This window comes from Streptomyces lycii, assembly GCF_009735685.1.
Lineage (GTDB): Bacteria > Actinomycetota > Actinomycetes > Streptomycetales > Streptomycetaceae > Streptomyces > Streptomyces lycii.
Genome location: NZ_WHPN01000288.1, coordinates 1 through 11,184 on the forward strand (window position 1 = coordinate 1; position 11,184 = coordinate 11,184).

The following is an 11,184-nucleotide window of genomic DNA, read 5'->3' on the forward strand; positions in this document are numbered from 1 at the left end:
ACGGTCCGGGCCCGGGGAGCGGCGGGCCGGAGCGCGAGGGCCGCCCGGAGAGTCCTCTCCCGGGCGGTCCGGCCAATCGCTGTGCGGCTGTCCCGCTACAACCGGAGGCGCTCCGTCAGCGTGGAGTGGACGACCCGTACCGGATCGGTCCGGGTCGCCTTGCCAGGAAGGCCCGCCCGCGGATCACGTCGCGACGCGGTGGCCGTGTGTACGCGGTGGCCGTGTGTACGGGCCAGCCGCGCCGGTCAGCACCCGGCACCTGCCCGAATCCTGCTCTACTTCTTGCTGTTCTTGTGCTTCTTGATGCCGGAGTGCAGGTCATTGGGGTTGTTCGGCATCAGCAGATTGCGGCCGGGCGGACTGTGTCCGGTGGCGGCCTTGTGCACTCCGATGACGAAGTCGGAGCAGTTGTAGCGGAACACGTTGTATTCGTGGTTCAGGTTCTCCTGGATGTACTTCTGGGATTTGGAGAACTGCTTCTGGGTGAGGGGGACCGACAGATCCGTGGTCGCGCCGCCCGGGTCGTCGTAATTCATCCGCACCTCGCCGGGCACACTCCGGTGCGGCGCCTCCTGGTTGATCTGCCCGCCCTTGGGATAGAAGCCCGCGGAGAACTGGAACTTGTCGTCCTTGTAGAACGCCACCCAGGAGTGACCGACCCGCTCGAAGTAGTCTTCGTCGCGGAAACTGGCGTTCTTCCGCACCAGCACGCGAAGCGTGATGTCGCCTTCCGCGTCCGCCCCTTGTTCCTGCTGCGCGGTCCCGGGCTGTTGGCCACCGGCCGACTCCTCGGTCTCCGGCACCGGGGCCCTGGTGTACCCGCCGTCCTCGGTCCTCCGCCAACCCTGCTCCAGCATGCGCCGGTGGGCCGCGGCCGGGTCGGGCCAGGGCATTCGCTGGACGGTCCGGACGGCGGGCACACCGACGCCCGTCCGCCTCCCGGTCGTACGGGCCTCGGCCTCGCTCCCGGTCCCGGTCCCGGTCTCGGCTGTGACTTCCCGAGCGGGGTGCCGCTGGACCGGCACCGCGGCACCGCGGGGCGCGGCACCGCGGGGCGCGCTAGCGGAAACCACCCGCTCGGCAACGCCCCGCCCGGTGGCCCGCTGCACGGGCGTCACCGCGCCCGGCCGCTGCTGCTGCTGTCCGCTGGAGGATCCGCCGCTCACGCCCTGTCGGCCGTCCTGTCGGCCGTCCTGCCCGTCGCCCTGCCCGTCGCCCTGCCCTTGGCTGTGCTGCGCGAGCAACCTGGCGGTGGCGGCATTGCCGGCCAGCCGCTGGAGCGCCAGCACCTCCCGCGGGGCGGGGGTGGCGCCGACGCCGGTCCGGACAAGGTTCCCGGCCGGCGGCGTATCACGCGTCACGGCAGGCCGGGCCCGCCCGCGCCCGGACCCCTGCTGTCGCTGCTGCTCCCTCAACCGCAGCCCCTTCCGTACTCCACTCCCGCCCCAAACTGCCTCTGTCGTCGGCGTGTTGGCCGGCTGGTGGTGATCGTTGGGGTCGTGAGAGCGTACCCCGCCGCACCGGACGGTCCGTGACGACCTGCGCCGATACGGCCCGGTACCGGCACGGCCCGGTACCGGCACGGCCCGGTACCGGTACGGCGCGGTGCCGGTACGGCGGGGGCGAAACCTCCGTCCGCGCCCTCGGCGCCTCGGAGTACGCCCGGCCCCGCCCGGCCCTTCCGGTATCCGCCGGTGCGGCGGCCGGTGCGGCGGCCGGTGCGGCGGCCGGCGGCCGGCGGCCGCGTCAGCGCACCGCGAAGCCCGCCAGGATGCCGGCGAACTCCTCCGGACGCGCCAGCGGGCCGACATGGCTCGCCTCCAGGGTGTGGACGTCGAACAGGTGTTCCGGGGTCAGCGCGTCGGCGTCCTTGATGAAGCGGTCCTGGAGGGCGACCGGAATGGACTCGTCCGCGGTGAAACGGATGTAGCTGTGCGGTACGCGGGCGAGGGTCCCGGCGTCGATGCGGGCGTCCGAGGCGCCGACGGCCGCCGACTCGTCCGGCTCCAGGGTGTTGAGGAAGGCGAGGACTTCGGCGTCGCTGCCCTCGGCGAAGGTGGCGGCCTTCAGTGCCGCGTACGCCTCCGGGTCCGCGGTGCGCCAGTTGAGCCGGAAGACCCCGGTCCGCGACGGATCGGCGAGCATCGCGGCGGCGGCCTCCGGGAGCTTGCTCGTCGCGTTCTCCGGGGACTGCGCGTAATGGGCGGCCGGGCCGGCCGTGCAGCACCAGGCGGTGGCGTACACGAGGCGGTCGATCAGCTCGGGGACCTCGGTGGCGACGCCGCTGACCGTGAGGCCGCCCAGGCTGTGGCCGACCAGGATCACGGGGCCGTGCTCCGCGACCCGGCGGACGATGCCGGTGACGTGCTCGACGTTGTCGGCCAGGGTCACCCCGGCCAGCGGCGACGGCGCCACCGCCAGTTCCGCGAGGTCCTGCGGGGCCTGGTACGCGCGGCTGAACCCGGCGGCGAAGCCGTGGCCCGGCAGGTCCACGGCCAGGGTGCGGTGGCCGCGCAGGGCCAGCTCCCGCTGGACGGCGGCCCAGCCCGAGGAGTTGCTGTTCGAACCGTGAACGAGGACGTACGTCGGGATGCGGTGATCATCTGTGGCAGGCACGGCAGGAGTCTCACAGCTCCGTGCCGCGCGGTGCGAGCGATTTACCAAGGTCCCGGAGCCCCGGGCACGAACGCGCACGCCGGGGGCCGGCCACCCTTCGGTGACCGGCCCCCGGCGTCGGCCTGCGCGTGGCGCGCGGCGCGCGGCGCTTGGCGCGCGGCGCGCGGTCCGCGTCAGGTGAACGCGTACGCGACAGCCGCGAGCCCGAAGGCCGACACGCCCAGCGTCGTCTCCAGCACCGTCCAGGTCTTCAGCGTCGTCTTCACATCCATCCCGAAGAACCGGCTGACCAGCCAGAACCCCGAGTCGTTGACGTGCGACAGCACCGTCGCGCCCGCCGCGATCGCGACGACCAGCAGCGCGATCTGGAAGTCCCCCAGGCCCGCGTCGGCCACCGCGGCCGCGATGAGGCCGGACGTGGTGGTGATCGCGACCGTGGCGGAGCCCTGCGCGACTCGCAGCAGGGTGGCGATGACGAACGCCTGGATGACCAGGGACATGCCGAGGTCGGACAGCGAGCCGCTGAGGGCGGCACCGATGCCGCTGAGTTCCAGGACACCGCCGAACATGCCGCCCGCACCGGTGATCAGGATGATCGAGCAGATGGGGCCGAGCGCCCCGTCGAGGATGTCGCTGACGCGGGCCATCGAGGCGCGCGGACGGCCGAGGACGAGCACCGCGACGATGACGGTGATCATGAGCGCCACCGGAGTGTTGCCGATCAGGCCCAGGAACTCGGCCCAGCCCGTGCCCTCCTCCAGCGTCCCGGCGGTGACCAGGGTGTCCAGCACGGTGTCGAAGGAGATCAGCACCAGCGGCACGAGCAGCAGCGTGAGGACCGTGCCGAAGGACGGCGGGCGGCGGTCGAGCACGGGTTCGCCCTCTCCTCCGCCCTTCCGGTCGCCGTCGCCGTCACTGTCTCCGGCCGTGTCCGCGGCCTTCGTGTCGGCGCCGCCGTTGATCTCACCGAAGATCATGTTGCTCACCGGCACGTAGACCTTGCGGCCCAGGTAGCGGGAGACCAGCATGACGCCGACGTACCAGGCCAGCACGGCGATGGGGATGCCCACGAGCATCGTGACGCCGATGCTGCCGCCCAGGCCGTCCGCCGCGGCGACCGGACCCGGGTGGGGCGGGGTCATGGCGTGCATGGCCGCGAAGGCACCGGCGGCCGGGAAGGCGTACAGCAGGACCGAGCCGCCGAAGCGGCGCGCGACGGTCATGATGATCGGCAGGAAGACGACCAGGCCCGCGTCGAAGAAGATCGGGAAGCCGAAGAGCAGCGCGGCCACACCGAGCGCGAGGGGTGCTCGTTTCTCGCCGAACCGGCTGATCAGCGTGTCGGCGAGCACCTGGGCGCCGCCGGTGACCTCCAGCAGCCGCCCCAGCATCACACCGAAGGCGACCAGCAGGGCGACCGATCCGAGGGTGTCGGCGAAGCCGAACATCAGGGCGTCGGGGACGTCGGCCAGCGGGAAGCCGACGGCGATCGCCGTCACCACGCTCACCAGGACCAGTGACACGAAGGCGTGCAGCTTCACCTTCATGATCAGGAACAGCAGCAGCGCGACGGCGCCTGCCGCGATCAGCAGCAGTACGGCTGTGCCGTACGCCGGCTCAATTGCTTCCACGAGAACGCTCCGTTGAATTCTCAGTACCTGCGAGGTCGGCTTCTGGTTGCGGGTGGGGACGGGGGTGGACGGGCGGCTCTCCCGCACCGGCCAGGGCGGCGGCGGCCCGCTCGGTGATCTCCGCGGGTTCCGCCATGACGGGCACCGTAGTGCCGTGCTCGTCGCAGCGGAGGGGTTCGAGCGTGGTGAATTGCGAGTCGAGCAGCGCGCCGGGCATGAAATGGTCCTCCCGCCGCGCCAGCCGGCCGGCGATCAGCTCCCGGTCGCCCGCCAGATGCACGAAGAAGAGGCCGGGCGCGGCGGCCCGGAGCCGGTCGCGGTAGACCCGCTTGAGGGCCGAGCAGCTGACGACGCCGCCCAGCCCGGTGCGGCTCGCCGCCCAGGCGCCGATGGCATCGAGCCACGGCTCCCGGTCGCTGTCGTCCAGCGGGCTGCCGGCGCTCATCTTGGCGATGTTGGCCGGCGGGTGGAACTCGTCCGCCTCGGCGTACGGGACGCCGAGCCGGTCCGCCAGAAGCCGGCCGACCGTGGACTTGCCCGTGCCGGACACGCCCATGACGACCACGACGTGGGGAGTGGACATCGTCAAACCTCGCTGTCCTCGTCGACCTCGATGCCGGTGCACACTCCACCTCATAGATACGACGTATTCAAGAGGCTGTGACTTAAAAGTCATACATATCTGGGCCGCCGAGGGAACACGTAAGCTGACACGGGCGTACGAGGGGACGTACGGGCGGCGGCCGGCGCGGAGCCGGAAACCGCAGAGCCGGAAACGGAGATTCAATGACCAGCGGCGAGGGGCGGGGGCTGCACGCGACACTGCTGGCGTCCCTGGGTCCGGCGATCACCTCCGGCGACTGTCCGCCGGGGACGGTGCTGCGCACGGACGAGCTGGAGGAGCGGTTCGAGGTCTCGCGCACCGTGGTCCGCGAGGTGGTGCGGGTCCTGGAGTCGATGCGGCTGGTCGAGTCGCGCCGCCGGGTCGGGGTGACGGTGCGGCCCACCGAGGAGTGGAACGTCTTCGACCCGCAGGTGATCCGCTGGCGGCTGGCCGGCCGCGACCGGCCCCGTCAGCTGCGCTCCCTGACCGTGCTGCGCTCGGCGGTCGAACCGATCGCGGCCGGGCTCGCGGCCCGGCTCGCGAGTCCCGAGCAGTGCGAGGAGCTGACGCGGCACGCGCTGGGCATGGTCTCCACCTCGCGCGGCCAGCAGCTGGAGTCGTACCTCGTGCACGACGTGGCGTTCCACCACGTGATCCTGCGGGCGTCGGGCAACGAGATGTTCGCGAAGCTCGGCGACGTGGTCGCCGAGGTGCTGACCGGCCGCACCCAGCACCACGTCATGTTCACCGACCCCGATCCGGCGGCCGTCACCCTGCACGTCCAGGTCGCCGAGGCGGTACGGGGCGGCGACGAGGAGCGCGCCGAGCGGCTGACCCGGGAGATCACCATCGGGGCGATGGCGGAGCTGGACGTACTGGCGCCCTGAGCGCCCTGGATGCTCTGAGAACCGGCGGGGGCGTGCGGGCAGGAGCCCCGGGTCGGTTCGGCTCGGCGGTCGTCGGCCCGCGCTGCTCGGGCCGTCAGCCCGCGCTGCTCAGTGACAGCTTCGCCGCGAACCCCAGGAAGAGCGCCCCGGCCGCCGACGTCGCACCGGCCGACAGCCGCTTCCGGCTGCGGAACTGCTCCGCCAGCCGGCTCCCGCCGAATATCAGGGCCGTGAGGTAGACGAAGCTGAAGAGCGTCGCCAGCAGGCCGAGCAGCAGGAACGACAGCCCGGGATGCGCGTACCCGGGGTCGACGAACTGCACGAAGAAGGAGACGAAGAACAGGATCGCCTTCGGGTTCAGCAGGCTGATCACCAGGGCACGGCGGTACGGACGCTCGGTCCCGCCCGTGTCCCCGGAACCGGCGGACGCGACGCCCGCGGCCCGCTCACCGCCGGCCGGAGTCCGCTCGTGCCGCGCGCGCCACATGCCGACGGCGGCGCGCAGCATCCCGATCGCGAGCCAGGTCAGATAGCCCGCCCCGGCGTACTTCACGACCGCGTAGAGCATCTCGTTGGCCTGGAGCAGCGAGGCGACACCGGCCGCGGACAGCGTCATCAGCACGGCGTCCCCGCAGAACACGCCGCACGCCGCCGCGTAACCGGTGCGCACACCCCTGCGTGCGGCGACCGATATCACGTACAGCGAGTTCGGCCCCGGCAGCAGGATGATCAGCGCCAGGCCCACCAGATACGTCGGAAGATCCGTCACTCCCAGCATGGCCGGATTGTCACACAAACGTTTCCGCCGAAGTCCGGGCGTTCTGCGATACGGACGGACAGGCAGGAAGGGACGGTTGGGAGATGCCGGTGGGGAGATGCGGAGGGAGAGGCCGGACGGGAGAGACGGAGGGAGATGCCGGAGAGGAAGTGTCGGAGGGGAGGTGTCGGAGGGGAGGTGTCGTAGGGGAGATGTCATAGGGACCGGAGAGCCCGGAGGTGCTGTGGAGGCCCGACGCGCGCAAGGGAGCGGCCGCGCGCAAGGCAGGGCCGGACGAAAGGGAGCGGCCGGGCGGGACGGAGCGGACGCGCGCCGCGTCAGAACGCGTCGGTCGGCACGTACGCGCCCCAGACCTCCCGCAGCGTGTCGCACACCTCGCCGACCGTCGCCTTCGCGGCCAGCGCCTCCTTCATCGGATACAGCACGTTGTCCGTGCCCTCCGCCGCGGCCTTCAGCGCGGCCAGCGCGGCGTCCACCACCGGCTGGTCCCGCTCCGCCCGCAGCTTCGCCAGCCGCTCGGCCTGCTGCGCCTCGATCGCCGGGTCCACCCGCAGCGGCTCGTACGGCTCCTCCTCGTCCAGCTGGAAACGGTTGACGCCGACCACGACCCGCTCCCCCGAGTCCTGCTCCTGCGTGATCCGGTACGCGCTGCGCTCGATCTCCGACTTCTGGAAGCCCCGCTCGATCGCGCTGACCGCGCCGCCCATGTCCTCGACCTTCCGCATCAGCTCCAGCGCGGCCGCCTCGACCTCGTCGGTCATCTTCTCGACCACGTAGCTGCCCGCGAACGGATCGACCGTGTAGGTCACGTCCGTCTCGTAGGCCAGCACCTGCTGGGTGCGCAGCGCCAGGCGCGCCGACTTGTCCGTCGGCAGCGCGATGGCCTCGTCGAAGGAGTTGGTGTGCAGCGACTGGGTGCCGCCGAGGACGGCCGCCAGGCCCTGGACGGTGACCCGCGCGAGGTTCACCTCGGGCTGCTGCGCGGTGAGCTGCACGCCCGCGGTCTGGGTGTGGAAGCGCAGCATCAGCGACTTGGGGTTCTTCGCGCCGAACTCCTCCTTCATCACCTTCGCCCAGATCCGGCGCGCGGCGCGGAACTTCGCGACCTCCTCCAGCAGCGTCGTCCGGGAGACGAAGAAGAACGACAGCCGGGGCGCGAAGTCGTCCACGTCCATCCCGGCGGCCACCGCCGTACGGACGTACTCGATGCCGTCGGCCAGCGTGAACGCGATCTCCTGCGCCGGCGAGGCACCCGCCTCCGCCATGTGGTAGCCGGAGATCGAGATCGTGTTCCACTTCGGGATCTCGGTCCGGCAGTACTTGAAGATGTCCGCGATCAGCCGCAGGCTCGGCTTGGGCGGGAAGATGTACGTGCCGCGGGCGATGTACTCCTTCAGCACGTCGTTCTGGATGGTGCCCGTCAGCTTCTCCGCCGGCACCCCCTGCTCCTCGCCGACGAGCTGGTACAGCAGCAGGAGCAGCGCACCGGGCGCGTTGATCGTCATCGAGGTGGACACCTTGTCCAGCGGAATGCCGCCGAACAGGATCCGCATGTCCTCGATCGAGTCGATCGCGACCCCGACCTTGCCGACCTCGCCGCTCGCGATCGGCGCGTCCGAGTCGTGGCCCATCTGCGTCGGCAGGTCGAAGGCCACCGACAGGCCCATCGTGCCGTTCTCGATCAGCTGCTTGTACCGCTTGTTCGACTCCACGGCCGTCCCGAAGCCGGCGTACTGCCGCATCGTCCAGGGACGGCCGGTGTACATCGTCGGGTAGACACCGCGCGTGAACGGATACGAGCCCGGCTCGCCGAGCTTCTCGGCCGGGTCCCAGCCGTCGAGGGCGTCCGGCCCGTACACCGGCTCGATCGGGAGTCCGGATTCCGTCATTCGCTTGCTGCCGGACTCGCGCGCCATGTGCCTTGCCTCCTGGTAAATGCCTGTGGGGAGCCGCCGCTGCGCGCTCCCCCTGGGTCACTGCCGTCCGCCACGGACTGTAGCGGCGGGCGCGCGAGCAGTGGAGGTGCACAGGCTGGGACCTTGCTCACAGCATCGGGTACGGGGCTCAGATGTGCAGCCGCGGGCAGGTGTTCCAGCGGCGGGCGTTCCAGCGGCCGGGCGCTCCGGCGGGGGGGTGCAGTGGCCGTGGGGGCTCCGGCAGAGGACGTTCCGGAAGCGGGCGTTCCGGCGGTGGGGAGAGCGGTACGGGAGAAAGGGCGCGGGCAGGGCCGGGGGAACGTGCCCCGCCCGCGCCGTTGCGTGGAGCCGCAGGTACGGGGGGAACCCCGGCTCACACGCCGCCGATGACCAGTCGGCTCACTTCATACTGCGCCTCGCCGCCGAAAAACGTCACACCCGTGGCCGGATGTTTTTTCCGGGCCGGTGGGAAGGGGCCGGCGGGAGGCCGTGGAGCAGGCCGAACACCGTGTGGGAGGGCCGCGGACACGGGTTCGCCGGCCGGTTCGGCGTGTCGCGGCCGGTGGCGCGATCAGCCGGTCGCGGCGGCCGTATCACCGTCCTTCAGCGGGCTGCCGCCGTCCGTCGCGCGCCCTGCCGACGCGGCTCACCGGTCGTGCCGCGATCCGGCCACGGGACCCGCCGACACCGCTCCACCGATCGTGCCGCGATCCGGCCACGGGACCCGCCGACGCCGCTCCACCGGTCGTGCCGCGATCCGGCCACGGGACCCGCCGACACCGCTCCACCGATCGTGCCGCGATCCGGCCACGGGACCCGCCGACGCCGCTCCACCCGTCGTGACGCGGGCCGGTCGCGGGCCCTGCCGACGTCGCTCCACTGCCCGGCCGGGTGCCGTCGTCTCTTCGCGGGCCGTACCGCCGTGTCACTTCAGCGGCCGTACCCCCGCCGGTTCGAGGAGCCGGCCGCCGGTTCAAGTAGCCGGCACCGGTTCGCTCGCCGGAGACGGCTCGGTGCGGGAAACGGCTCGGTGCGGGAAACGGGGCCGGTTCGGGAAACGGGGCCGGTTCGGGGCACGGGGCCGGTTCGGGACACGGCTCCGTTCGAGGAGACCGCGCCGGTTCAGGAAACGGCGTCGGTTCAGGAAACCGCGCCGGTCCCTGCGTCCGCGGCGCCGGAACCCGCGCTCGTGCCGGAGTCCGGGTCCGCCCCGGCACCGGTGTCCGCGTCCGTATCCGTGCCTGTCGCGCCGTCCGGCTCCGTACCGGTGTCCGTGCCGGGCCCGGTCGTCGCGCCGGCGCCGTCGTCACCCTGAGTGGCACCGCCCGGCTTTCCGGCGTCGGGGGTGAGCCGGCCGGTCGACGGCAGGCCGTCGCCCGTATCGTTCCGGCCACCGCTGCCCGCTTCGCCGGACCCGTCGCGGGTGTCGTACTCCTCGCCGTTCCCGCCGTTCCCGCCCTGGCCGTTCTCGTTCTGCTCACCGGAGCCACTGCCGCCGGTGTCACCGCCGCCGACGCCGGTTCCGGTGCCGGCGAGCTTCCCGCAGTAGCGCTCGACCGCTTCGGGACCGCCCGCGGCGTTCTCCAGCCGACGCTCGGTGTCCGGCTCGAGATTGCCCGCCTCGTACCGGCGGCAGAGTGCCGCGACCGCCTCCCGGCGCTGTTCCGTGTCCGGGATCCCCGGCGGGATGCCGACGCCGCCCCGCCGGTCGCCCTCGGAACCCCGTTCCGTCTCGTTCCCGGGGGACTCGCCGTCCCGGCCGTCACCGCCCGGTCCGGTCGACGACGGCGGTGCGCTGCTGCGGCCGTCACCGTCCGGCCCGCCGTGCTCCGTACCGGCCGACGCCTCGCCGGACGTCAGCGGGGAAGGGGTCGCCTCGGCCGACGCGCTCCGCCGGGGCTCGTGTTCCGGGCGTCCGGCGTCGAAGGGCGACAGCACGTTCGCACCCGCCGCGAAGGCCACGCCGCCCAGGGCGCAGCCCGCCAGCGCGACCGAGAGGCCCGCGCGCAGCGGCCGCCCCAACCGGAATCTGCGGCCGGGGATCACCTTGCGGCCGATCGGCGTGCCGCGGGGTGCCGGGACGTACGGCGCGTCCGGCGCCGCGCCCGGTGCGTGGCCGCCGGCGGCGGCCGCCGTCTCCTGCCGGGCGCCCGCCCTCGCCTCCCGGAAGGCGGCCAGGGCGGCGGCCTCACCGGGGAACGCGGCACCGTCCCCGTCCCCGTCCACCAGGAGCGACGGGGCGGACACGGAGCCGAGCGCGGCCGCGAGTCTTCGCGCCCGCGCCTGTGCGGCGAGGTCTTCCGGGCCGACGGCGGGCAGGGCATCGGCGGGCTCGCCGCGGAGCAACCGCTCCGTGGCGTCCTCGTCGAGCCAGCTGAACCCTTCCTCGGCCATCACATGTCCTTCTGCGTCCGCACACACGTTTCCGTCACACCCGCGGAAGCGGCGGCTCCGTACTGCGGTCCCCGCTGCGGCGGTACGCCACCGAGGCCCTGCGCGGGAGCGGGCCGGCCGCCGGTGCCGCCGTCCGGACCGGAACCGGCGGATTCCGTACCGCCGGTGACGGTGCCGCCGACCGCGCCACCGGTCCCGTCACCGGCCCCGCCACCGGCCGTGCCACCGGCCCGGTCACCGGTCCTGTCGTTGCCCCTGTCGTTGGTCCCGGAGGTGTCCCCGGCGGCGTCTCCCGCAGCGGAGGAGCCGCCGGTCGCGGGGCCGCCGGAGACCTCTCCGCCCGGCAGCGCGCCGCCGG

Annotated in this window: 8 protein-coding genes and 1 pseudogene; 1 reads left to right on the forward strand and 8 read right to left on the reverse strand. The window is 72.7% G+C overall.

What is annotated here, in order from left to right; translation table 11 throughout:
• Positions 1-275: 275 nt before the first annotated feature.
• From GCU69_RS15670 to GCU69_RS15685, 4 genes are all read right to left on the reverse strand, one after another.
• Positions 276-893: a hypothetical protein gene (locus GCU69_RS15670; protein ID WP_156206384.1), complete on the reverse strand. Its 618-nt coding sequence runs from the start codon at positions 891-893 to the stop codon at positions 276-278.
• 853 nt (positions 894-1,746) lie between these two features.
• The gene (locus GCU69_RS15675; protein WP_218037932.1) at positions 1,747-2,616 is read right to left on the reverse strand and encodes an alpha/beta fold hydrolase; all 870 of its coding nucleotides are present in this window, start codon (positions 2,614-2,616) and stop codon (positions 1,747-1,749) included.
• A 173-nt stretch (positions 2,617-2,789) separates the two neighbouring features.
• Positions 2,790-4,247: a GntP family permease gene (locus tag GCU69_RS15680; RefSeq protein ID WP_156206385.1), complete on the reverse strand. Its 1,458-nt coding sequence runs from the start codon at positions 4,245-4,247 to the stop codon at positions 2,790-2,792.
• On the reverse strand, positions 4,234-4,830 hold the full coding sequence (locus GCU69_RS15685) for a gluconokinase (protein ID WP_156206386.1): 597 nt from the start codon (positions 4,828-4,830) through the stop codon (positions 4,234-4,236). The genes GCU69_RS15680 and GCU69_RS15685 overlap by 14 nt, the downstream gene beginning before the upstream one ends.
• Positions 4,831-5,033: 203 nt before the next feature.
• On the opposite strand from GCU69_RS15685, the gene GCU69_RS15690 reads away from it, so the two are divergent.
• A complete protein-coding gene (locus GCU69_RS15690; RefSeq protein WP_098751131.1) occupies positions 5,034-5,738 on the forward strand; it encodes a FadR/GntR family transcriptional regulator in 705 nt (234 codons plus the stop codon).
• Between the two features lie 94 nt (positions 5,739-5,832).
• Here the strand turns inward: GCU69_RS15690 and leuE are convergent, their stop codons facing one another.
• The 4 genes and pseudogenes from leuE to GCU69_RS32660 form a co-directional block, all read right to left on the reverse strand.
• The gene (gene leuE, locus GCU69_RS15695) at positions 5,833-6,516 is read right to left on the reverse strand and encodes a leucine efflux protein LeuE (protein WP_156206387.1); all 684 of its coding nucleotides are present in this window, start codon (positions 6,514-6,516) and stop codon (positions 5,833-5,835) included.
• Positions 6,517-6,833: 317 nt separating this feature from the next.
• Positions 6,834-8,432, reverse strand: a complete 1,599-nt coding sequence (locus GCU69_RS15700) for an acyl-CoA mutase large subunit family protein (RefSeq protein WP_156206388.1) — start codon at positions 8,430-8,432, stop codon at positions 6,834-6,836.
• A gap of 1,140 nt (positions 8,433-9,572) precedes the next feature.
• Positions 9,573-10,826 (reverse strand): hypothetical protein, encoded by a 1,254-nt coding sequence (locus GCU69_RS15705; RefSeq protein WP_098751128.1) that lies wholly within the window; start codon positions 10,824-10,826, stop codon positions 9,573-9,575.
• Positions 10,826-11,184, reverse strand: a pseudogene (locus GCU69_RS32660) (hypothetical protein); the annotation flags it as partial. The gene GCU69_RS15705 and the pseudogene GCU69_RS32660, both read right to left, overlap by 1 nt.

Excerpts from the sequence above, each read along its gene's own strand:
- GCU69_RS15685 (WP_156206386.1), bottom strand. The coding sequence starts at position 4,830 with ATGTCCACTCCCCACGTCGTGGTCGTCATGGGCGTGTCCGGCACGGGC.
- GCU69_RS15700 (WP_156206388.1), bottom strand. The coding sequence starts at position 8,432 with ATGGCGCGCGAGTCCGGCAGCAAGCGAATGACGGAATCCGGACTCCCG.
- GCU69_RS15670 (WP_156206384.1), bottom strand. The coding sequence starts at position 893 with ATGCCCTGGCCCGACCCGGCCGCGGCCCACCGGCGCATGCTGGAGCAG.
- GCU69_RS15690 (WP_098751131.1), top strand. The coding sequence starts at position 5,034 with ATGACCAGCGGCGAGGGGCGGGGGCTGCACGCGACACTGCTGGCGTCC.
- leuE (WP_156206387.1), bottom strand. The coding sequence starts at position 6,516 with ATGCTGGGAGTGACGGATCTTCCGACGTATCTGGTGGGCCTGGCGCTG.
- GCU69_RS15705 (WP_098751128.1), bottom strand. The coding sequence starts at position 10,826 with ATGGCCGAGGAAGGGTTCAGCTGGCTCGACGAGGACGCCACGGAGCGG.